At 40.3% G+C, this 25,732-nt stretch carries 11 protein-coding genes; 8 read left to right on the forward strand and 3 right to left on the reverse strand.

Annotated elements, in window-relative coordinates:
* Nucleotides 1–57: 57 nt before the first annotated feature.
* Entirely contained in the window at nucleotides 58–1,005 is a 948-nt protein-coding gene (locus tag ACM0OZ_RS23800) for an ABC transporter ATP-binding protein (RefSeq protein ID WP_414585287.1), read from the reverse strand.
* Nucleotides 1,006–1,744: 739 nt separating this feature from the next.
* Here ACM0OZ_RS23800 and ACM0OZ_RS23805 point away from each other — a divergent pair.
* The 7 genes from ACM0OZ_RS23805 to ACM0OZ_RS23835 all read left to right on the forward strand — a co-directional run bounded on the left by ACM0OZ_RS23805 (nucleotide 1,745) and on the right by ACM0OZ_RS23835 (nucleotide 20,916).
* Nucleotides 1,745–3,241, forward strand: coding sequence for a multicopper oxidase family protein (locus ACM0OZ_RS23805; protein ID WP_414585288.1), 1,497 nt, complete (start codon nucleotides 1,745–1,747; stop codon nucleotides 3,239–3,241).
* Between the two features lie 879 nt (nucleotides 3,242–4,120).
* On the forward strand, nucleotides 4,121–8,650 hold the full coding sequence (locus tag ACM0OZ_RS23810; RefSeq protein WP_414585289.1) for an NB-ARC domain-containing protein: 4,530 nt from the start codon (nucleotides 4,121–4,123) through the stop codon (nucleotides 8,648–8,650).
* Nucleotides 8,651–8,777: 127 nt separating this feature from the next.
* On the forward strand, nucleotides 8,778–8,990 hold the full coding sequence (locus ACM0OZ_RS23815) for a hypothetical protein (protein WP_414585290.1): 213 nt from the start codon (nucleotides 8,778–8,780) through the stop codon (nucleotides 8,988–8,990).
* Nucleotides 8,991–9,893: 903 nt separating this feature from the next.
* A complete protein-coding gene (locus ACM0OZ_RS23820; RefSeq protein WP_414585291.1) occupies nucleotides 9,894–13,409 on the forward strand; it encodes a caspase family protein in 3,516 nt (1,171 codons plus the stop codon).
* Nucleotides 13,410–14,149: 740 nt separating this feature from the next.
* Entirely contained in the window at nucleotides 14,150–16,231 is a 2,082-nt protein-coding gene (locus ACM0OZ_RS23825; RefSeq protein WP_414585292.1) for a hypothetical protein, read from the forward strand.
* A gap of 24 nt (nucleotides 16,232–16,255) precedes the next feature.
* Nucleotides 16,256–17,404 (forward strand): AAA family ATPase, encoded by a 1,149-nt coding sequence (locus ACM0OZ_RS23830; RefSeq protein ID WP_414585293.1) that lies wholly within the window; start codon nucleotides 16,256–16,258, stop codon nucleotides 17,402–17,404.
* 53 nt (nucleotides 17,405–17,457) lie between these two features.
* Complete coding sequence (locus ACM0OZ_RS23835) at nucleotides 17,458–20,916, forward strand: SAV_2336 N-terminal domain-related protein (RefSeq protein WP_414585294.1); 3,459 nt, start codon at nucleotides 17,458–17,460, stop codon at nucleotides 20,914–20,916.
* A gap of 367 nt (nucleotides 20,917–21,283) precedes the next feature.
* Here ACM0OZ_RS23835 and ACM0OZ_RS23840 read toward each other — a convergent pair whose 3' ends face one another.
* A complete protein-coding gene (locus tag ACM0OZ_RS23840) occupies nucleotides 21,284–21,649 on the reverse strand; it encodes a hypothetical protein (RefSeq protein WP_414585295.1) in 366 nt (121 codons plus the stop codon).
* Nucleotides 21,650–21,840: 191 nt separating this feature from the next.
* Entirely contained in the window at nucleotides 21,841–23,754 is a 1,914-nt protein-coding gene (gene dnaG, locus ACM0OZ_RS23845; RefSeq protein ID WP_414585296.1) for a DNA primase, read from the reverse strand.
* Between the two features lie 207 nt (nucleotides 23,755–23,961).
* On the opposite strand from dnaG, the gene ACM0OZ_RS23850 reads away from it, so the two are divergent.
* Complete coding sequence (locus tag ACM0OZ_RS23850) at nucleotides 23,962–25,314, forward strand: N-acetylmuramoyl-L-alanine amidase (protein WP_414585297.1); 1,353 nt, start codon at nucleotides 23,962–23,964, stop codon at nucleotides 25,312–25,314.
* Nucleotides 25,315–25,732: the final 418 nt, after the last annotated feature.

Consider the following 25,732-nt stretch of genomic DNA (forward strand, 5'->3'; position numbering starts at 1 on the left):
CTTAAAAACTTTATTGAAGTCCACTGATGTAACTTTTGTTTGTATTTTCCCACACTTCTAGTTTGAGCGCGTTAATATCTTTTTACGGTCAGTTCCTTCTCTAACTATTTGCAAAAATATTTCTGTCAAGTCAGATTGCTCTTTTTCCACACATTTCAAAGGAAAAGGTTTGAGGATATTAAAGACTTGATAGAGTAATTCTGATTGAGTGACATAGATAATTTTTTCATCTTCCACATCAGCCCCAATTTCTATTAATTCTGCAATTCTTGCCTGATCTAATGTAGCTTCCATTTCAATTTTGTAAGCTGTACCAGAAAACTGTCTGATCAATTCTTTTGTTGGTGATTCTGCTAATATTTCACCTTTTTGGATAATGGCTATTTTATCAGAAAGCTCTTCAGCGATCGCCAGTTGGTGAGTTGTCAACAAGATAGCACAACCAGAAGCGGCAATTTCCCGCACCAGCACTTTCACATCTTCAGTCGCCTCTACATCTAATCCTAAAGTCGGTTCATCTAATAATAAAAGCAAGGGTTGATGAACTAAGGCAACTGCTATTGCTAATTTCTGCTGCATTCCCCGCGAAAGTTGCTGTACTGGTGTACGGCGTTTGTGTAGCAAATCAAATCTTTCTAAAAGTGCGATTCCTGATTTACGGGCTTCTCGGCGAGAAAGTCCTTTTAACACGCCGAAGTATTCTAAATTTTCTTCTGGTGTGAGTCGCCAGTAGACATTACGATTTCCTTCCAGCACTGCACCCATCTTTTGCAATGCTGCTGGATTACGATGGGGATCACTTCCAGCAATTCTGATCCAACCTGCATCCGGCTGAATCAGTCCTGCCATCATTTTAATACTCGTCGTCTTGCCTGCTCCATTAGGACCAAGAAACGCCAAAACCTCACCAGAGAGAATGGTTAAGGAAACGTTTTTGACTGCTTCCACAATTTGTTTGCTTTGGCGGTATGTTTTTTTGAGGCTGTAGGCTTCGAGTGCTTTCATGAGGAAAAGACAGCATTGAGGTTACTGATAATAAAATTATATTCAGTATTTTTACTATTTTTTACGCTCAATTTCATATATTAGATGACTTCAAAATCTAACCCTAAAGGCTGAGTTACGGGATGATTTCTATTGTTTTAATGTATTAAAAAGTACAAAAAAAGTGAAATTTACATACAAAATAATTTGACATTTTTCACCAAAATTAATTCCTTCTCAGGCAGTAGGTGCATCCGCAGTCCAGATGTTACCGTTACTGAAAACGAATCGGAGAAAATAAGTGAGTATTTTTACACAATCTGTTATGAAAAGCAGCTTGGCAATAAAACGTAAAATCAGCAAATCTTAGAATTAGACAATTCATTTGCTGAAATTAACAATTGATGTTTGATCATATTAAAATTAACTTAGAATAATTACATTTTTTTATTATTTATGCTAACACTACGATTCCTAGAAAGCTTTACACAAAACCTTTTCTAGCTATGTTTGACTTTTTTCGCTACATATTTAATAAACAAGAGACGCAGCCACAAAAGAGACAAAAATAATAAAAATGTAATTTTAATTCAAATTAGTCATTTGTCATTTTTTTATAACCTATTCATTTTTAGTATTATTACTTAAATAAACTTTAGCGTGTTGTTATATTTTTTATGAAAGAATGACACTACACAAAAATTCTGACTGCCTTTAAGCCAGTCACATTTATACAAACTATTAACCAGGGAACTGCACAATGAAGAAAATCACCAGACGTGAAGCGCTGAAGATTGCAGCGCTTGCGGGGGGTTCTGTTTTGCTTCCCGTAGCACTTCAAAATCGTGGATATGCTCAGAGAACTGATGAGAGAGTCGAGCCATTTACACTTGGGTTCCGCACACCGCCAGTGTTGAGCCCTGTACGCAGCGATTCAACAACTGATTATTACCAGATCACGATGCAGAGGGCTAATGTAGAGATATTACCAGGACGAACAACGGAGATTTGGGGCTATAACGGTACATTTCCCGGTCCGACAATCAAACAACGTCAAAATCGGCGATCGGTTGTGCGGTTTATCAATAATGTAGGTGTACCAACATCGGCTCACCTACATGGAATGGCATCGTTACCCCAGTACGATGGCTACGCTGAGGATTTGATTCCTCAGGGGTACTACAAGGATTACACCTATCCCAACTCTACCGCTGCTACTTTGTGGTATCACGACCACGCCCTCGGTCAGACTTCTTTCAATGTGTATATGGGGCTGGCTGGAATGTATATTGTCCAAGATGACAATGAACTGAATCTGCCACTGCCCAAGGATGATTATGATATCCCTCTGATCATCCAAGATAAGATATTCGCGTCTAATGGTTCACTCATTTTTGATGACCAAGCTCAGCACAGTCTGATGGGCGATGTGATAACAGTCAACGGTGTGCCTTGGCCTCGTATGGAGGTAGCTAACCGCAAGTACCGCTTCCGGGTGTTAAACACATCTGTTTCCCGCTCTTACAAACTCGCTCTCAGTACGGGTGATGACTTAATTGTGATTGGTACTGATGCTGGGTTGATGTCTGCACCAGTAAGTACTAGAGATATGCGTATTGGAATGGCAGAGCGCTATGACTTGATTATCGATTTTTCTAGGTATTCCATAGGGACTCAGGTAGTCCTGCAAAATCTCGGACCCCCTAATAACGATAATACCGGCAACACAAATAAGATCATGCGCTTTGATGTGGTGCGTCAACAGAGCGATAACAGCTCTATTCCCAGCACACTACGCAATATTCAATTCATCCCAGAATCTTCAGCTGTGCGAACCCGCGACTTCACCTTTGAGCAAGGTGGTAATCCGTTATGGGTGATCAATGGCAACGGATGGGACCGAAACGCAATTGATGCTAATCCACAACTGGAAGAAGTGGAGATTTGGAGACTGCACAACAACTCAGGTTTGTGGTTTCATCCTGTTCACCTTCACCTTATCGATGCTCAAATCCTTGACCGGAATGGTCAGCCGCCTTTTGGCTATGAGCGTGGCTTGAAGGATGTCTTCTACGTTGGTGAAAACGAGACTGTACGGATCATTGGGAGGTTTAGACCTCAAATTGGCAAGTATATGTACCATTGCCACAACATGGTTCACGAAGACCACGACATGATGCGTCAGTTTGAAGTGGGACAAGGAGGGATAGATCCGTTGTCAGCCCCGGCGCAGCCACTCCCAGCACCATCGCTTTAGAGAGATACGATGACCGAAAATCCAAGGGCTTATCCCCTATAGGCTGGCTTGTATGTGTGAGGAGCAATCGGACGGGCATCTTGCCCGTCCCATAAAAGGAAAGGGTCTAATTATTTGAAAAGCGTTATAAAAGAGAATCCAACAATCATTCGTCTACATCTTCATCCAAAATTGCCTCCAAATCTCTCGCTCCATGCAGCACTCGTAGAACTTCTACACTGGAGGAGGTTGCACGGTAGAAGATGAGAAAGGCATATCTATCAAAGTCTCTGCTTTAAGATTTCAGCAAGAGCGTTGTTTTGCGCTGTGTTCAAAATATCATCGTTTGGTTGTTCGCTGGAAGCGACAGAAAGTATATTTTGTAGGACTTACGCACTGTACAAACAGAAGGTAATGTGCATTAACTAAACTGCAACCTTAATGACATTTTTGTTTTAAACAATTTACGAAATGCTCACCAAATTCTCACATTTCATATGTATATTGAAAATGAAAATCCTCATTGAGCCGAAATAATGCGTCTAAAAAAGAGTTCAAACCGAAGATTTGACTCAATTCACATAATCATTTTTTTGACAATGCGTAAGTCCTATTTTGATGCATTCATTGACCTTGCTACTATCCATATCTGGATTCAAAGAATCTTATTAGTGGGATAGGTTCATGCGTGAGTTGTTGGTAGGAAGACTATTTCAGTTTCAGCGGATTTTTCTAATTATTAAATTGTTCATTGCTATTCCAGCGGCTATCATCGCGAATCCTACCTTGGACGCGGCTGTCGCTATAATTATGCTATAAAAAAATAAAGATGTTAAGATCTTAACTAGTGTGAAAAGCACTGTCATCTCTCTATACTGAAAATAATATTTAAATCTTCAAATGAGCAAGTCAGTTGTCATCAATCTGGGACACGGTGATTTGTACAATGGATTTCCAAAAATTACTATCCAATTGTGGATATATAGTCATCCCCTTCCACAGCAATTGACAGGCTCGTTACCTCCTGCACCAGATTTGATTGAATTGTATAAAAAATGGCAGTTAGCTTATGGGAGTTTGTGTAGGAGCGTGTATCTACGTTCCCTATTAGCAGGAGAAGATGATGAACTAGAAATTGATGAAAGTGGTATAACCAACATCTCTATTGCTGATTTTAATGATTTGTGCCAAAGGTTACAAGAAAGTATGAATACTTGGCTCAAATCTGAGGGGATAATCAACATTAGCCGACAACTGCGCTCCTTACTAAACCCAACAGAAGAAATACGGGTGATTCTTGAAACTAATAATGAAATGATGCGGCGAATACCTTGGTACCGTTGCGATTTTTTCAATGATTATCGACGAACAGAAATCGCTCTTTCTGCACCAGAGTATAGACGCACCGAAGACTCGCAGCCAAAACTGACAAGACAAAAAATCAAAATCTTGGCTATTTTAGGCAATACTCAAGGGATTGATTCGGAGGCAGAAATCAAGTTTCTTAATAGCTTACCAGATGCAGAACCTGTTTTTCTTGTCAACCCAACGCGTCAAAAAATTAATACAGAGTTTTGGGATTCAGCTGGCTGGGATATTTTCTTTTTTGCTGGTCATAGTCATAGCGAAGGTGAAACAGGTCGAATTTGTATTAACGAGGACACAACAAACAACAGCTTAACAGTTGAACAGTTAGAAGAAGCTCTCAAAGCTGCTATTGATAAAGGTTTGCAGTTAGCGATTTTTAACTCCTGTGATGGATTAGGATTGGCAAATGCTCTCCAGAAATTAAATATTCCCACAGTGATTGTCATGCGGGAGCCAGTGCCAAATCTTGTGGCACAGGAATTTTTTAAGTACTTCTTGCAAGCTTTCGCACTTGAACAACTGCCTCTATACTTGGCGGTGCAACAAGCACGCAGAAAGTTACAGGGGTTAGAAGATGACTTTCCCGGTGCTTCTTGGTTACCTGTCATTTGCATTAATCCTGCAATAGAACCGCCGACTTGGCGACAGTTGAGTGATAAAAGCTCTCGTTTCCATATTGGTAAAAACCTTGAAGGAAAAGTCACCAGCAGACGCCAAGATTGGGGAGAGGCGATTGATGTCTCAGTTTTCTACGGACGTAGTGAAGAAATCGGCACCTTGAAACAATGGATTGTGAGTGACCATTGCCGACTGATTACTTTAATTGGAATGGGTGGAATTGGTAAAACGGCTTTGTCTGTAAAGCTAGCAGAAGTCATTCAAGACGAATTTGAGTATCTGGTTTGGCGAAGTCTGCGCAATGCTCCACCAGTTCAGGAGCTTTTGGCAGACCTAATTTGCTTTTTGTGCGAGGAACAGGAAACGAATTTGCCAGAAACCATAGATGGTAAAGTTGCTCGATTGCTTGAGTATATGCGTGCAAGACGCTGCTTGCTCATTTTAGATAATGCTGAGTCAATTTTATGTAGTGATGAGACAAATCGAGCCTACCAAGCAGGATATGAAGGATATGGGCAATTGTTGAGATGTGTAGGAGAAACCCGCCATCAGAGTTGCTTAGTCTTGACTTCTCGAGAAAAACCTAAAGGACTTAGTGCCAAAGAAGGTATAAATTCTCCCATTCGTTCTATGAGACTGAGTGGCTTAACGCTCAAAGAAAGTCAGTCCATTCTGGCAGAAAAAGGTTTTTCTGTATCAGAAGATGAAAGTCGAGCGCTGGTAGAGCACTATGCTGGTAATCCTCTAGCGCTAAAGATTGTGGCGACAACTATTCAGGAATTATTTGGGGGTGATGTTTCTCAGTTTTTAGAACAAGGCTCTGTTATCTTTGGTGATATTTCCGATTTACTCGACCAGCAGTTTAATCGCCTATCTACTTTAGAGCAGAAGATTATGTATTGGCTGGCGATTAATCAGGAGTGGGTAGACCTATCTTTATTACGAGAAGATATTTTACCGCCTATCCTGCCAAAAATTTTGTTAGAAGCTTTGCAGTCTTTGCAGTTGCGATCGCTGATTGAGAACACAACAGCAAAGTTCACTCAACAATCGGTGGTCATGGAGTATGTCATCGAGCGATTGATTGAGCAGGTGTATCAAGAGCTTGTCACTGGAGAAATTGCACTTTTTGATAGCCATGCTTTGATAAAAGCGACTGCAAAAGATTACCTCAGAAATGCTCAAATTCGCCTCATTCTCAAACCCCTTGCTAATAAATTGCTGAACGAGTTTGGTAGTCAAGAAAATGTCTCAAACAGTCTTGTAAACCTGCTATCAACATTGCGTTTACAGACACCACGCAAACCAGGATATGCAGGTGGAAATCTTCTCAATCTTCTTTGGCAACTCCAGGTAGATCTCGGTGGCTATGATTTTTCTCACTTAACCGTTTGGCAAGCTTATTTACAAGGTATGAACTTGCATCGAGTCAACTTCGCCAACTCGGATTTAACCAAATCTGTTTTTACTCAAACCTTAGGTGGGATTCTATCAGCTGCCTTTAGTCCGGACGGAAAGCTGTTAGCAACAGGAATTGATAGTGAAATTTGCTTGTGGCAAGTGGCAGATAGCCGACAACTCATTTCCTACAAAGGGCATACCGCTTGGGTCGTCTCTGTTGCCTTTAGCCCAGATGGGCACATTTTAGCCAGTGGTAGCAATGACCAAACCGTGAGGCTGTGGAACGTCCACACAGGACAGTGTCTGAAAACACTGCGCGGTCATACGAGTTGGGTGCAATCGGTTGCTTTCAGCCTTGATGGAAAACATTTAGCAACTGGCAGTAATGATCATACTGTGAAGTTGTGGGATATCCACACAGGACAGTGCTGGAAAACATTGCAAGGGCACACGGCTCGGGTCATGTGGGTTTCATTTAGTTGTGATGGGCAAACCCTTGTCAGTAGTGGCGAAGACCAAACTGTGAGAGTATGGAATATTCGTGACGGTAAGTGTCTGCGGACATTAGAAATCCATATTAATTGGATGCTCTCAGTTGCCCTCAGTCCAGATGGTCAGACATTAGCAACAGGAAGCGATGGTAATACAGTGAAGTTATGGAATCTCCAAACGGGAGAATGTGTCAGAATACTACCCAACTACAGCAGTTTCGTATGGGCAGTTGCTTTTGCTTCTCCTATCGGAGACGCTGCGCGAACGCAACGCTGCACGAACAGTCCAGATGGTCAGCTTCTGGCAACAGCAAGTGAAGACAAAACCGTTAAGCTTTGGAATATTTCCACAGGAGATTGCCTGCTTTCGATGCAAGAGCATACCCACCGAGTTTGGTTAGTTGCCTTTAGCCCGGATGGACAAACCTTAGTGAGTATAAGTGATGACCAAACTGTCAAGTTTTGGGATTTTGAAGCAGGAAAATGTTTAAGAACCCTAGAAGCTTATAGCAATTGGGTTTCTTTTGTTGCCTTTGCTCCGCAACGCGATGCGAACAGTTCAGATGGTCATGTTTTGGCAAGTGGTCATGAAGACAATCAAGTGAGATTGTGGAATTTATCTACAGGAGAATGTCTGAAAATATTGCAGGGTCATACCAATATTGTCTCATCAGTCACCTTTGCCCCGCAACAATCGATTGGAACTTCAACAGATGGATCTGTAGACAGCCTAAATAGTTCCATTTTGGCAAGTAGCAGTGACGACCAAACTATCAAGCTTTGGGATACCCGTACAGGTGAATGCATAAGAACTTTGTGGGGTCATGATGATTGGGTACAATCTATTAGTTTCAGTCCAGATGGACAAATTCTAGCGAGTGGCAGTCGCGACCAAACCGTGAAGTTGTGGGATTGGCACACAGGCGAATGTTTGCATACATTGCACGGACATACGCATCGGGTCAAGTCAGTAGCTTTCAGTCCCCAAGAGAGGATTCTAGCAAGTGGTAGTGATGATAAAACTATTAAGCTGTGGGATGCTTTTACAGGCATTTGTCTACAAACTTTGCCAGCACATCAGGATTGGGTTCTATCGGTTGTTTTCAGTCCATGTGGGAACCTACTTGCCAGTGGCAGTGGAGATAAGACAATCAAATTGTGGGATGTCTGCACAGGGCAATGCTTACAAACTTTTCAAGGACATACTCACCGAGTCAGGTCAGTTGCATTTAGTCCTCAAGGTAAGACCCTAGCCAGTGGTAGCGAAGACCAGACAGTAAGACTCTGGGATGTCAGTACTGGTGCAAATCTCAAGATATTGGAGGGACACTACAAAGTCATATGGTCAGTGACTTTCAGCCCAGACGGTCAAACTTTAGCTAGTGCTAGCAAAGACGAGACAATCAAGCTTTGGAGCGTACAGACAGGTGAATGTTTGAAAACACTAAGGGCTGATAGACCTTATGAGAGCATGAACATCACCGGGGTGATTGGTCTAACTACTGCTCAAAGGGCAACGTTGAAAGCGCTGGGGGCAGTAGAAATGCAATAATTTCTGAAATGGAAACTCTTTTGCGTAAAAGCACTCTCTTAAAAGAGTAGCAAAATGAGAGATGAAATTCTAAAATAGAAAAATTAGCTAAGTAAATTTATCAGTTAAATTTTATCCTTTTGCAACTATGAACGAAGAGAATCTAAAATCCAAACAGTCTACTGAAAACCCAGGCTCTCCTGCAGAAGAAACTGAAACTATTCAAGATGGTGATGATGGTTCCCGTTCTCCGATAGTGCAAGATAGAGGCGGACTGGAAGTGTCAAGCCCTGCTGATGGTACTGGAGAAGTTGCGGAGCAAGCAGAAATTGATAAACAGCAGGATATTCGTGGTGCTTAAGCATAGTCTCCTAAACAGGATAATAGCAATTGCTATTTCACCAATAACATCACCGTCTCAACCCAGCAACCTTGCCTTTCATTCGGGTAAAAACACCATTGAGCGTTTGTAGAGCGACGAATTATTTGACCGCAGCGACAAATTAAGGCTCTTGTCAGATTTTCGTGATGATGGATGGTTACGTACTTTAAGGCAGAAGGGTTTGAAACCTAAGTGCCTGTCGTCGTGCAACTTGTGACAACGACTCAGAGCCAACTTTCAGACAAGATTATGATGCAGATGTTCTGTAACCCCTGCGGCGCAAGAATTTATGGAGTTTTCTTCCTTCTGCCTTCTGTCCTCTGCCCTCTGCCTTCCCCCAACTAGGATCACCAAAAGTGGGAAATAACCCAAATAATTCGTTGCTCTACAGGAGCTAAACGTTCAATATCAAGTAAAAGTAGAGACACAAGTATTTGTGGAAGTGCGATTCGTTGGTAACTGAATCACGGTAATCAGCCCGTACATAAGTTATCCAATGGTAAGTAGGTCAACCTTAAAAAACATAAAATAAACCTAACCCCCCAGCCCCCTTCCCTATAAGGGAAGGGGGAGAGTCAAAGCCTCTCCCCTTGTAGGGGAGAGGTTTGGAGAGAGGTCTTACGTTTAATTAGGTTGACCTACTTATCAATCCACGACTTTAGCGTAAAGTGCATAAGTTAGTTCTGCTTACCTCTATATGCTTATAGGGAAGTCTTAGCCCAATCCGACAAATCCTGCTTTTGTCAACCAATCCCTCTGGCACAGGTCAGCTGCTGAGGCAGACACCCTCTGAAGCAACAGTTAATACTTGACAATGGTATATTTTTTTGCTTGCACTAACTGCTCGCCGATTTTGTTGCCCATTTAGCTAGGAGAAAACGAATGACTCACAAAATTTACGCCTTACTTGTTGGTATTGATAATTACCATCCTCAATCAAGAGTGAATTCGCTAAAGGGTTGCGTCAATGACATTGAAGCAATAGAAACATACTTACGTAAACGAATAGCTACTGATAAAAAATGGGAATTAGTTGAAAATTCTGTTGTTCCTTGGAAGTTAACTAATGATTTAGCAACACGTCAAGCGGTTATCGACGGTTTTTTGCAACATCTGTGCCAAGCTGACAGCGAAGATGTTGTATTGTTTTATTATGCGGGTCATGGTTCCTATGAAACAGCACCAGAGTTTTTTCGCAAACAAGAACGAGATGGTAAAATTGAAACTTTAGTTTGCTATGACAGCCGGACATCAGAAGGTCGAGACTTAGCAGATAAGGAATTAAGCTATTTAATTGAGCAAGTAGCAAAAAAAGACCCTCACATCCTAATTATTTTGGATTCTTGTCACTCCGGTACTGCGACAAGAGACCCAGAAGTTGTGGAACGTCAAACAAATCCTGATGGAAAAGTAAGAGATTTAAAAGACTTTCTTTTTCCCGAAGAATGGCTAAATAACCGCTTGAGTAATAGGTATGAACCACCCAAACACGTAGCAATTGCTGCTTGTCGCGACTTTCAAACTGCGAAAGAACATATAGGCTCAAATAGTCAACGTCGTGGTGCTTTTTCTTACTTTTTAACTGAAGCTTTACAGCGTACTAATAGTAATTTATCGTATGCAAATTTAGTTCAAGATATTAATGCTTTGATAACTGGTAAAGTTAAAGACCAGTCACCACAAATAGAAGCAACATCTGATGATTTAATACAATCTTTCTTGGGAGGTGCAGCAGGGGAAACTATAAATTATTTTACTTTGAGTTATGACAGTAATACTCATCGCAATTGGGTAATTAACGGTGGTATTTTACATGGTATTCGTCCAACATCTGAAGGGGAGACTAGAATAGCTATTTTCCCTCAAGGAAGTACACCAGAGCAGTTACAGGAAATTGAAAATGCTATTTGCCAAGCAAAGCTTACTCAAGTATTTACAGAAGTTAGTATCGCTGAAATTAGCGGTGATAGCAGTCAATTATCTCAAGATAAACCTTATTGGGCAATTGTAACAGAAATACCATTACCTAAGTTAAAGGTATATTTTCAAGGAGATGATGGAGGTGTCGAATTAGCTCGTATAGCACTTTCATCAGTTAATGCTGGGAAACCTTCCTTATTTATTCGAGAAACCAAATCACTTGCGGATGCAGATTATTATTTAGAAGCTATTAAGGGTCAATTTTGGATTAAACAAGTTACTGATAAACAACCATTAGTTGCACCTGTTCCAGATGTACCTGATAATCAAGGTTACACTCAACAATGCGCCACCAAAATTATCAAACGTTTAGAGCACATTGCACGTTGGAAGAATATTCTGGAATTGAAAACTCCACCAACCAGTCAAATCGCATATGATGTCGAGATGGAAGTTATTATCACTTCCGGAGAGAATCAATATTCCTCAAAAACAGAACCTTCTGCTTTGCGTGGAGAATATACTTGGAAAGATAATAAATGGGAGAAACCACGGGTAGAAATCAAAGTTACAAATAAAAGCGACCAGGACTTGTATTTCCAAGTAATAGAATTAGCAGGAAGCTTTGCCATAGAAATTCCTCCATTTTTTGAAGAAAAGGGGAGTATAGTTTTCTCTAAAAAAACCATTAATCCTGAACCTATTAATGGTAAAAAATTAAAAATAGGAATTAACAAAAAATATTTAGATAGCGAGATTACTGAGTACGATACGATTTTCAAGTTAATTGTTAGTACGAGAGAATTTAACGCAAATCTACTCCTACAACCTGCTTTAGATTCTCCACCTCCAGTTAAGCGTTCTTCAGGTTTATCTGGTGCTCTCAACCGCTTAATGGATAAAGTTTATACTCGTGAAACTGAGTTAGAAGAAGACGAGTATATCGATAACTGGATGACCCAGGAGGTTAAAATTACTCTAATCAAACCACCTGGTGGAATAGAAATAAAAGAGACTGAGTCAACCACTTTAATGGCTGGTGTCGAACTCCAAGGACATCCAAGCTTTAAGGGAAAATTTAGCTTGAACCCCTTACCTCCAAGTAGTCGGGATGTGAACAGTAATTTAATCCCACCTATTTTCTTACAAGACCCAACTGTTCTTCAACGAAACGGTGGGAGGAAGCTGGTTGAAGCCTACGAATTTAACAAGACTCGCAGCCCTGATTCATTTAGCATTCTAGAAATTGTTGATGTGCATAATCACGAAAGTGTAACGCCAGAAAATCCGATAAAATTATTGATTGGCGACCAATTATTACCAGGCGAGTATATCTTACCTGTAGCTTATGATGGAGAATTTTTCTTACCTTTGGGTAAAGCTAAGACGAGAAATGGTAAGACAGAAATTACTATCGAACGTTTACCAGAACCAACAGTTGATAGTCGCAGTTTGCAAGGGTCAATTAAGATCCTTTTCCAAAAAGTTTTTTACGAAAGCGCGGGTAAGCAATTAGGTTGGAATTTTCCCTATCCACTTTTAAGAATTGCAAGTGTCTCCGAAAATGGACGGGTAAATTATAATGCCAATATCAAGGAAATTCAAACACAAGTTGCTTCAGCCAAGAAAATTTTGCTTTATATTCATGGCATTATTGGCGATACAGAAAGTTTACTTCCTAGCGTCTTGGCAAAAACTACAGACAATGGACAACAGAAAACTCTACAAGATAAGTATGACTTAGTTCTGGCTTTTGATTACGAAAATATCAAGACGACAATTCAAGAAAACGCCAAGCTCCTTAAGCAAAAATTAGAGGAAGTTGGTTTAACTGCAAAGGAGGGGAAAAAATTAGACATCGTTGCTCATTCAATGGGTGGTTTAGTCTCTCGTACTTTTATTGAGAAAGAAAATGGAAAGCAAATTGTTCAACATTTAGTAATGTTGGGTACACCTAACGCTGGTTCTCCTTGGCCTCAAATTCAAGATTGGGCTTTTACTGCTCTTGGTATAGGGTTAAATGGACTTTCTAGGGTTGCTTGGCCTGTAAATATTATTGCTGCATTGCTGGCGTTTTTGGAAAGTCAGGAGAAAGCTTTGAATCAGATGAAACCGGACGGCGATTTTATTCAAAGCATCACCCAAAATACTGACCCCAACGTTCAATATACGATAATCGCTGGCGATCGCTCAATTCGTCCGTCAGCATTAGAAATTGAACCTGGAAAAAACTCCAGTCAGATAAAGCGACTGATGCAGAAATTATTTGGCTCTGCTGTAGATAGTGTCATAGATACGGTGTTTCTGCAACAACCAAACGATATCGCAGTGACGTTGGAAAGCATTAAAAGTATTAGCCTAAAGCGAACCCCTCAGCCAAGAATTATATCGCCAGATGTCGCTTGCGACCATCTCACATATTTCACCACTCAAGCTGGTTTAGATGCGTTAGTACAAGCACTGTGTAATAATTCATAAAATTCGTAGGGTGGGCATTGCCAGCCCAGCCCTTTCAACGCGAACAAATGAACTACTTATCCAAAGGCTGAAAGCCGCTCCCTGTATAGGGCATAAAATTATGGCTTTAAGCTATCTATGTTATCCTCAGCGATCGCAACATCAAAGACAGTCAAAATATTGCCCTCTTATTTGAAGCATTGGTTAAAGAAAATCCCGTAAGGATGATAGCGCAAGGATTAATAGATCGATGAAAAATGTAGTACAAATGAACGCCTTGAAAGGCCTGGCATTGCCCACCTTATCCCTCTTTTATCACTTTCAGGAGAGAATAATATAGAACGCTTACAGCGTAAGACTTTTACCAAAAATCCTGATTTCAGCTATTCTGTTAGAAAATAAATGCTCAAATGTTCGCTCTATCTACAGTTGAAAATTTGGCTCTTATTTTTCTTTTTCTATGTTGAAGAAGGCATCTATGCTGAGGGCAGAGGGCAGAAGGAACAAGACAGAAGGGGATTCAAACCCCTCCTGTCTTGGAGCCACTGAACAAGAGTTCAGTGGGGGTCTTAAACCCTTGTTCCCGGAGGTCACGGGCAGAGTGCAGGAGTCAGAATTCCCTTCAGCATAGATGCCTCCTGCCCTCTGCCTTTCCTGATAAAATAAGAGGGCTATAATTCTTCAAAAGGTTCAACATACTCATCTACCTTACTTTACTTATATATAATTTATACGAGTTAAATTGCCATTAAATTATCAATATGCCATTAACAGATGATCAATGCGAGACATTACGCGACGCTATATTGAATGTATATCCATACGAAAAGAAAGCTGATTTAGAAAATTTGTTAAGTAAGAAATTTAATGCAAAGCTTGAATTCACAGTTAGTTTCTCAGCAGAGAATTTAAACCAAACTATACCGAAAGATAACAAAAAGCGAAACAGAAAAATAAAAATATTAGTTTTTCAAACATCTGCAACTAACTTAAAATTAAACAAAGAATTTTCTGAAATAGAATTAGCGATAAACAGAGCTTCAAATCGCTCATTATTTAAGAACGCTATTCTAAAGCCTGTATATTCTATTGATGATATCCGTCGACAAATTGCAGATGAAAATCCACAAATTGTTCATTTTTGCGGTCATGCTGAAGATGGCAGCTTAAAGTTAGAAAATGATTCAAATGAATCATTAATTTCACCAGAGGTTTTAAAATCAATTTTTGAGGGACGTGAAGATATTATTAAATGTGTATTGCTTAATGCTTGTGATTCAGCAGCAGCGACTGTAGCAATTAGTCATCACATTGATTATGTCATTGGCATGAACAATAAGATAATAGACGAAGTGGCTATTGAGTTTGCTAAGGGTTTTTATGATGGGTTAGGATTTAAAAATAATAATAAAGATATATTTTTAATGGCTTTTAATGAAGGAATAAGAGCTATTATAGCGAAAGATAATTCACAAAAATTCGTACCTTTGTTGAAAAAAAGAATAAGTTATGAAGACGCAGTTTTAAAGGTAATCAAATATATAAATAGTGACAATCAAGTAGATAAATTTATAGAAGAATTAAAGTCACTATCCAGCTTTTTCAACAATAAATCATTCATGAAATTTTACCTTGATTATTCATATCCTATCAAAAGAGATGACTTAAATCAGCTTTTAGAAATTATCAGAGGAATAAAAGATTTTAACTTAGTTCAAAGTTCTTACAGAGAAACTCTACCTAAGAATTCAACAAGAGATAACAGCGAACTCAACAATCCTGGAATCATAAATAATATTGTAGATATCTTACGGAAAGATTTTCCAGAGGTAGGCAACAATAAAGCTCCAAGTATTTTAGTGTTTGCCAAAAATCTCGCTGGTAAATTTACAGAAAATAGTCAAGAATATCAAAAAATAAAATCTTGGGTTGAAAAAGTCTCATCACCATTAAATATCTCAATATCTATTCAGCCTAAAGATGAGTGTAGTTGGCGAGTATTTTATACTTATTTATTGATAATAGTTGATGCTGAAGGTGATAAATTTAACTTGCGTGCTGAATATCTTATTGAAGGTGAAAGCTTAAATAAACTTTGTCAAGAACCTTTTAATTTACCAGGTCATAACGAACAAACTGGTATTATATGCAATTCGTTTAACGAAATCCCAAATAAAGTAAAACAATATCACGATGAATTATTCAGTCAACTTGAAGCCGATAAGTTAAAGAACATAACAATAGAATTATTTTTACCACTTCACTATTTAACAAAGAACTTAGACAAAGAGTGGTTTATTTATGATGAGACTTTAGGGAAAAGTCCAATTGTCACAGAACTTAATATAGTAGTGCGCCTAAGAGAACGCCTAAAGGATACATTTCGTAAGCCACTCGAGAATAACTTTGACCGTTTTAAGCGTGATTTCAACGAATATTCCGATGAAGATCTTCTTAATAAAGAAATTGAAATAATTAATCAAAAAGTTGTCGATGGTAATTTTCGTAAAATATCTGATAATTTCAAAGATAAAAAAATTAGTGTCAAGCTAAATTACAATGATATACCAGATGAAGCCTTTTTTAAAGCTGTTATACGTGGAGCAACAGTTATAGCTTTTTGGAGAAGATGTTCAATTCCCGAAAATAGGAATTTCTGTGACATCGATGATTACTTTAAATTAGAGTATTTCAAGAATGATTTCCGTAATTTAATTGAAAAATTACATGAACTACGTAGGAACGCTTATTATAATGATAATGATGAAAAATTTTATCCTCTAGGCTTTTTGTGCGATCATCCAAATCGTATACCGAATATTAACACTTTAAAATCATTTTGAATTGCTATACAAAATGGTACAATTATGAAACAAAAAGCTCAAGACTGGCGATTATTTTACGGTGATGGTAAGCATCATGATAATCTAGTTACACAAAAAAAAGGTAAAAAAGATAGAAATTTTCCTAGTCCTCCTCCTTGGCGTAAGTTTCACGAAATTAATAAGGCTGAAAAAAAAGAAATTGACCAACGCTGGAAGCAGATTCAAGAATTAGCACAATTAGAAGAAAACCAGCGAAATCGAGAAAGAGGTGAAAAATTCCGCATTCATGTCGAGAAAACCCAGGATGGTCAAGAAAAAATTACCGAAGCAGGTCAAGAAGTCCTTATCGCTGTAAATGCTGCATTGTATTTACGCAGACCCCTTTTAGTGACAGGGAATCCCGGTACAGGAAAAACTTCTTTAGCTTATGCGATCGCCCATGAGTTAAAATTAGGCCCAGTTCTCACTTGGTCAATTACTACGCGTTCAACTTTACAAGATGGGCTCTATCGTTATGATGCCATTGGTCGGTTACAAGATGCAGAAAAAAAGGAAGATCAATCCATCGGTGATTATATTACTTTAGGCGCTTTAGGGACTGCTTTTTTACCTTCTCCCTTTCCGAGAGTTTTATTGATTGATGAAATTGACAAAAGTGATATTAATTTACCTAACGACTTATTGGATATTTTTGAAGAAGGTGCTTTTAATATTCCAGAATTAGTTCGGAGAGTCAAACAGACTAATACTGAAGAAACTAAACAAGCGCAATCAACCTCAAAAGAAACTAATACTGAAAAAGTTTATACCTCAGACATAGGAGTTAAAGCGACAATTCATCAAGGACGAGTGCGCTGTGCTGAGTTTCCTATTGTTATAATGACCAGTAATGGCGAACGGGAATTTCCACCTGCTTTTTTACGACGCTGTTTGCGAGTAAAAATGCCAGACCCTCAACCTGATGCTCTCAAAAGTATCGTCAAAGCTCATTTTGGGGAAAAAGCATTTAATCAAGCTGAAACCAAAATATCCGAACTAATTGATGATTTTCTAAAAGAAGGCGATCGCGCAACCGACCAGTTGTTGAACACTATATATTTACTCACAAATCATATCAGTCCTGAAACTTTGGATAAAGATGGGCTGAAAAATTTATTGTTCAAGAGTTTGTCCATTAGCGACGAACTGTAGCGACTGTCTTGAATGTAATATTGTGAGAGAGATTTTGGGAATGGGTGTAAAGGATGAGGGATGAAGCATCGTCAAAGTTTAAAAAACTGATTGCTACCCTACAGCAGGAATTAGAACTGACGGGTACAGAAATTGCTGAGATTTTATGGTTAGCACAGCAAAGTCAAACAACGGTAGAAGAAACCTCTAATCCTGCTGTCAAAGTAGACAAACCAAAAAAAGATGATCCAAAACTAACCGGAGAAAATACCACTCCAGACACCCAACCCACTCCCGTTACTCCTCCTCAACCAACAGCAAAAGCAGAAGTTTTTACTAAATCCAGTCACTCTGCTTTTAGTTCTACCTCCAGTAATACCCTCAATATCAAAGTCCCCGATGCACCTGGGTTGCCCCAACCTCTAAAATTAGCAAGAGCCTTACGTCCCTTAATGCAAAAAATTGACTCAGAGACAGAAGTAATTTTAGACGAAGAAGCTACCGCTAACCGTATCGCCACAGAAGGCATTCGCATTCCCGTTTTTCAACCCGCTCAAGAACCAGCATTTGATTTGGTGTTGGTGGTTGACGAAAGCAACACCATGATTTTTTGGCAAAAAACTATCCAAGAATTACAAAAACTCCTAAAAATACTAGGTGCGTTTCGGGATGTGCAAATTTGGGGACTACTAACTAATAAAGAAGGAGATATTTATCTGCGACGGGGGACAGGTAAAACATCTCGTAAACATCATCACTATAAACCCCGTTCCCTCGTTGACCCTAGCGGTAAGCGTTTATTTTTGCTAGCAAGCGATTGCGTTACCGATATTTGGCACAATGGTAAGGCTTTTGATATGCTAAAAATTTGGGCGCAAAAAAATATCGTTGCTATTCTACAGATGTTACCTCAATGGCTGTGGCAGAGAACGGGACTCAGTTTAGGAGCAAAAGTACAATTTTCCAGCTTAACCCCTAGAATAGCCAACCAAGGTTTATTAATTAAAAAAATATTGCTCTGGGATGATATTGACTTTGCGACGGGAACCAAAATTCCCATATTCACCCTGGAAGAAGACACAGCAAGAAATTGGAGCAAAATGATTGCGGGAAAAAGTGACGCTAATGTCACGGGATTTGTTTTTCCCTCCAATTTTATAACTTTTACACCACCCGAAGAAATATCTCCAACATCAGAAACAGCAGAAATAATCTCCAACTTCCGTCGAACAGCTTCCCCAATAGCACGAAGACTAGCCAGTTTGTTATCTGCTGCACCTGTAATTACCTTACCAATCGTCCGCATAATTCAAGCACAAATGCTTAAAGAATCTCAGCAAGTCCACGTTGCAGAAGTTTTTTTGGGTGGGATACTCAAACAGAAACAAGAAATTGAATCTATACCAGAAACAAACCCTGATGAGATCGAATTTGATTTTATCAACGAAGATATTCGGGATAATTTCCTTGAAGCTGCTCCCGTTACCGACTCCTTAGAAATTATTGATGCGATTTCAGAGTATTTCGCTAAGAAAATCAACAAAACCCTCAAAGAATTTAACGCTTTATTGAGAAAACCATACCAGGCAAACAATGAAAACCAGGAAAACAATAAAAATCAGGAAAACAATGAAAATATAGAGATTAAACCTTTCGCGTTATTGAGAGCAAAAGTTTTAAAGCGCTTGGGAGGCGACTATATTCAGTTTGCAGAAGAAATGGAGCAAGAGTGGGACAACTCCAACACCGAGTTAAGAAATTTTCAATCCAAACTCACGTCTTCAGAAAAAACTTCTTCTCCTAACACAGATATTCAACAGGAGCCTTTACCTTCTTCGTTCATAGATTTATCTGGTCAACAGCGCAAGCAATTGCAATCCGCTTTGATAGATGCTTTTCCTGATACAGCATCCCTGGAACAGATGTTGGCATTTGAATTAGATAAAAATTTAAGAGAAATTGCTGGCAAAGGCAGTTTACAAGATATTGTCTTTGAATTAATAGAAAGAGCCGATTCTGAGGGATGGGTTGAAGATTTAGTTCGCGCTGCGTGTAATTCAAATCCTAGAAACCAACAACTGCGGACTATTGCCCAAGAACTATTGCTAAATCACGCTCCAGAAACACTTAAAGTTTCCTCTCAACAACTACAACAACTACAATATGCTTTGATAGATGCTTTTCCGACTCTAGCATCCCTGGAACAGATGTTGGCATTTGAATTAGATAAAAATTTAAGAGCAATTGCTGGCAAAGGCAGTTTACAAGATATTGTCTTTGAATTAATAGAAAGAGCCGATTCTGAGGGATGGGTTGAAGATTTAGTTCGCGCTGCGTGTAATTCAAATCCTAGAAACCAACAACTGCGGACTATTGCCCAAGAACTCTTGCCAAATTACCGTGTAGCAACAATCCTGATTTTGACAGCAATCCCTCATCGTCTACGTTTAGATAAGGAAATTCGCTCAATTGAAGACGCTATCCGACGTGCTGCAAAGCGGGATTTATTCAGGATTACACTTAGGACTGCTGTCCGCCCGACTGATATCCGCCGCGCTATTGCAGAAGAAAAACCCCAAATCGTCCACTTTTGCGGGCACGGGTTGGAAGATGGCAGCTTGCTGTTAGAAGACGAGGGGGGAGAAAACAACCCCGTCCCAGCATCCGGACTAGCATCACTGTTTCAGTTGCACACAGATTATGTGGAATGCGTACTGCTTAACGCCTGTCATTCTGCCAAACCAGCTATTGCAATTAGTGAATATATTAATTATGCAATTGGGATGAATCTGCCGATTGGGGATAAGGCTGCGATCGCCTTTGCTCAAGGTTTTTATGATGGATTGGGCTACGCAACTCCAAATAATCAAGATGCATATCAAAGAGCCTTTGATGAAGGTATGGTTGCCATTGAACTGGAAAATCTTTCACAAGGATCAATACCAGTCTTGAAAAGACGAGATTTACCTTCACTGCAACAAATCCTGATTTTAGTAGCAATCCCTCATGGTCTGCGTTTAGATAAAGAAATTCGGGAAATTGAAGAAGCTATACGACGAGCTACCAATCGAGATTTATTTGAAATTAGAATTAGAACCGCTGTGCGTCCTCAAGATATTCGCAGAGCTATAGCGGAACAACGACCATCTATTGTTCATTTTTGTGGGCATGGCTTAGAAGATGGTAGCTTGCTGTTAGAGGATGATGGGGGAAACAATAAGCCAGTTTCACCATCTAGTTTAGCATCTCTGTTTAAGGTACACGCTGATTATGTTAAATGTGTGCTGCTTCACGCTTGTTATTCAGAAAAACCTGCTGTAGCAATTAGCCAATATATTAATTATGTGATTGGCATGAATAACTCAATTCAAGACAGTGCAGCGATTGAGTTTGCTAAAGGGTTTTATGACGGACTGGGTTACAGAACTTTCAATAATCAAGATGTGTTTCAACGAGCTTTTGATGAAGGTATGGTTGCCATTCAAATGGAAAATCTTTCACAAGGACCAATACCAGTCTTGAAAAAAAGATGAGATAGGCAAAATCCAAAAATTCAACAAATTAATTTTCAAATCGCCCTCAGGACTAACAATTGTTAAAACACTCCAGCTTGTATGAGCAGTTTATATTCAACATATGAAATTATCTTTTTATAAGGGATTGGGCTATAAAAATAGACACGTCCGGAATATTAACTAATACGAAGTTGCCAAAGATAGTATCTTTACAATTCGTTAGATATTACATAGCCAAGCAAAGCCTGCGGCTCCTTTGACTACTTGCGGATTGTGCATCAGCCAAAGGCAACGCTGGGATAAAATCGCCTCCAGGGTATCAAGGTCATTCCAGACGCGGTTGGCTAAAAGTTCACGTAGGAGAGGCCATACACACTCGGTTGGATTAAGTTGTGGGGTATAAGGGGGGATGGGATAAAGAATTACACCGTCCGGGATACCTAAGCGGTGAGTGCAATTGCCTTCCTGCCTGGTCAAGTAGTAAAATAATTAACTTCGCTTTGTCTGGATTGACTTGTTGGACAAAGGTGTTCAAGGCAATTTGCATTACCTTAGTATTGACTCTGGGTAAGATAAAAAAGCAGCTCTCACCTGTATTGGGATGTACAAAGCCATAGGTGTACAACCACTGGTAAATCGGGCGATGCAGAGCCTGTGGACGTTGTCCTTGGAGTGCCCAAGTGCGGCGTACAATCGGCTGAAGCCCCACAGTGGCGAAAACTTCGTGACACAAACCAAAAGGAGGCTTCAACTGGTGAGGTCACTGTCCTCCCCACCAACGAGTACGTATGGTGGGAGAGGAATACCGCTCCTCTCCTTAGGTACTGGGGACGGTTGTTGGGGGAAATGTTCCCGACTTGGTTTCGGTCAATATTTCCCCGGACATAATTTTTCGTTTGATAACCATTACCCCAATCCCTAATCCCCAATTCCCAGTCCCCTTTACAGCAAATCTGCAATAGAAAATTGCCGCTGTCGTTCTAACTCCTGAAGCCGCTGTTTTTCAGCATAGAAAAGGTCATAATAAGATTGCCATTTTTGGGGTTCAGCTTCTGGATCGGTTTGATCCAATAGTTCCCAGAAGTGACGACAGCGCTTTTCCCTGATCACCCTTTCCATACAAGCAGTTGCTGCTTGAATCAATTTGTCATGGTGTGAGATAATATCTTTCTGGGTTTTTTCATTTAAATGAAATAAATGAGTCACTGATTTCATCTCCTCAGGAAACTCTAAGCATCTATCTTGTACAGTTGATATCAAATCATGCTCTATTCCAGAGGAAATTTCTAAAATTTGTCGCCATAAGAATCTATGATGAGAAAGGCTAAATTGCAAATCTCGCTCTTCTAAAACATCAACTATAGCCTGACGATATTCCGGATAGTGCAAGTAAATCTGCAATAACAAAGCCTCTGCCATTTTTAAAAGACTGCCTGCTTGAGATGCAACACTTTCCTGTGCTGCTACAGGTTGCTGCTTGATGACTGGTGTTGACTTACGGGGTGTGCTAGCAGGAGCAATTTGAGTGACAAGATTCTCTACCCGTAGCTGTATAAGTCTGGTATCTCCTAAGCTAAGTATCTCGGCGCAGTAGGAGATGTAATAGTTACGTGTATCACTATTAGCAATATTTTTCAGTAACTTTACCATCTGCCCTGACACTTGTTGGAAGTCAGCAGCTTGTTTTAAGTCACGGTCTTTGATGATTTGCTGAATCTGCCAATCTAACCAAAGTGGAGCATTTGCTAATAATTCTCTATAATCCTCTGGATTGCGTCCTTGCAAGTATTCATCGGCATCTTTACCATCTGGTAAGTTGAGAATTTTGAGCTGGACTTCACCTTTGTATGCAAGTTCGGCAATTTCCCCAATTGCCCGTTCTGCGGCATTTGTCCCAGCTTTATCAGCGTCAAAGTTAAGAACTAACTGTTTAGATTCGGTGTAGCGTAATATTTGCCGAACTTGTTCTATGCTAAGAGCTGTACCAAGGGAGGCGACAACATTATTGATACCCGCTGCATGGAGGGCGATCGCATCAAAATATCCTTCCACCACCACGGCTTGATTCATTTGGGAAATCGCTGCTTTTGCCTTATCGAGGGCAAATAAAGTCTTACCCTTGAAAAAAACTTCTGTTTCGGGTGAATTCAAATACTTGGGTTGTTCATCGCCTAAACTTCTGCCACCAAAGGCAATAACACGCCCAAGAACATCGTGGATGGGAATGATCAGGCGATCGCGGAACACATCATAATAACCGCCCCCTTCCTTGCGTGGCTTAATCAAACCCGCTTTTTCCACCAGTTGCACAGGGTAGCGTTTATCCTCAACTAGATAGCGGTAGAGTGTTTCCCAACCTGCGGGCGCATATCCTAAACCGAACTGCTGTATTGTGTCTTGGCGCAGTTTACGCACTTGTTCGAGATACTGTAATGCCTTATCTCCACTATACCTGAGAGCGTGTTGATAAAACTGTGCCGCCGCAGCGAGAACTTCATACAGTTGTTCGCGCAAAGACAGCTGACGCTGCAACTCTTGCCTTTGTTCAGGTTCTAGGGTTCTGACTGACACTTGGTAACGCCGTGCTAAATCCAGCACCACTTCCGCAAAAGAGCGCTTCTCCAAGTCCATTATGAACTTAATAGCATTGCCGGCAGCTTGACAGCCAAAGCAGTAGTACATTTGCTTAGTTTGGCTGACGGTGAAACTAGGAGTTTTTTCTGAGTGGAAAGGACACAAACCCACAAAATCTTTTCCGCGCTTGCGTAAAACAACGTGTTCGGAGATGACATCGACAATGTCCGCCCGTTGTTTAACTTCTTCAATTGTGTCTGGATGCAAGCGAGGGATGTACATATTGGTCATAAGTTGTAGAGACACGCCCTAGCGCGTCTGTACTTGTAGAGACGCAACCTGGCGCGTCTGTACATTAGCGATTGGTCTTTAAACAAGGGACAAATAACAAAGCAATGGACTCCTGATGGATATTATATTCTTGTTGCCAAAGCACGAATGGCGCTCCAGAATCGCTTAAGTTTAATTGTATAAGAGGAAATACTGAAAATGGGACGTATTTTTATTTCAGCAGCTCACGGAGGCAAAGAAGCAGGACGAACTGATCCAGGCTCAATCGCTGGTGGGACAAACGAAGCGAAGGAAATGATTCTGCTGCGGGATTTGATAGTGACGGAACTTAGAGCGCGTAATTTTGAAGTTTTGGCGGTTCCCGATGACTTAAGTGCTCAACAAACGATCGCTTGGATCAATTCTCGCGCTCGTCAAAAAGATGTTGCCCTAGAAATTCATGCTGATGCAGCCAGCAGTCCTTCTGTACGTGGGGCAAGCATTTTCTACATTGCCAGTAATGATGAGCGCAGAAGCAATGCGGAACTGCTCCTGGTGGCGTTGCTGCGCCGTGTTCCTCAGTTACCAAACCGGGGAGTTAAACCAGATTCAGCATCGGGTTTGGGGCGCTTGGCGTTCTGTCGTCAGACAGCAATTGCTTCTTTGTTGATGCAAGTAGGCTTTCTCACCAGCCCAGACGATCGCGCTTTGCTACAAACTCGCCGCCGTGATTTTGCATTGGGAATTGCCGACGGACTAGCATCTTGGAGTCGTACAGTTGATCCCGGTTCAGGAGGGGAAGCAGAACCAACATATCCGCCAATCAATATCAACATTAACGGGCAAAAGTACTCAGAGCAAGGGATACTGATTAATGGTAATGCTTATATCCCTATTGACTTGGTGGATCGTTTGCGGGTTGATTTGTCGAAAGCGCCGAATGTCCGCCGCGTGAGTTACCGCCGAGTTGTTTACGTCAAAGCTATTGAACTGCAAGAGTTTCATGTTTCTATCTCTTGGGATAGTGCAAGTCGCACTTTGAGTTTACGCTCGATTCTGCAAATTCCCGCTGGTCAAATTGACAAGATTATGTCTAACGGTTATACATCAGAAGTACAGTTGCAGCTATTTTTGAGAAACAATAATGAAAGTGCGATCGTGCAGTTTCCTGACTTGCCGAAACTCTATCGCGAAGAAGCAACGATAGAGGGAGTCAACTATGACATTGCTTTTTGCCAAATGTGCTTAGAAACTGCATTTTTACGCTTTGGTGGCGATCTCAAACCAGAGCAAAATAACTTTGCTGGTTTGGGGACTATTGGTGGTGGTGCAGAGGTGGCGTCTTTTGAAAGTGCGAGGATTGGTGTTCGGGCGCAGATTCAACACTTGAAAGCTTACGCCAGTTTGGAACCATTGGTGCAGGAAGTCGTAGATCCGAGATTTCGCTTTGTGACGCGCGGTATTGCAACATCAATCGACCAGCTTTCAGGACGTTGGTCAGCAGATTTAGATTATGGTAACAAAATAATGGCAATGCTTAAAAGGCTCTATGAGTCGGCGGGATTAATATAGAAGGCAAAAGAAGGAGTCAGAGGTCATTTATAAAGTAAATATTAAGTAGGATGTGTTACGGCTATGTAAGGATTTGAAAGTTTGAGAGAGTTAGAACTTGCCGGAACGCATCGCATTTGTTGGTGCGTTGCGCGTTGCTTTAACGCACCCTACAATTTAAGGTTTACTTTATAAATCAGTTCTCAGAACCCAGGAGTCAGAATGTCTCTACTCAGATCTTGCACCTCTCCGTAGGAACCGAGCCTATGTAAAAAGCGGTGGGATAAAGTTACATTACTTTTTTGGGTTTTTTTCGGTAAATTAGGGACTTTAGGTTTAATACTGAGTGGTAAAAAATTATCAACTTTTTTTGGTGCAAGATGTCAGTCTATAAATAAATGCGCGGGGATTCAGCAAAGAATGAATTTTCTTTTCTCCA

The organism is Scytonema sp. PCC 10023, assembly GCF_963920835.1.
In the GTDB taxonomy this organism is placed as follows: Bacteria; Cyanobacteriota; Cyanobacteriia; order Cyanobacteriales; family Nostocaceae; genus Kalymmatonema.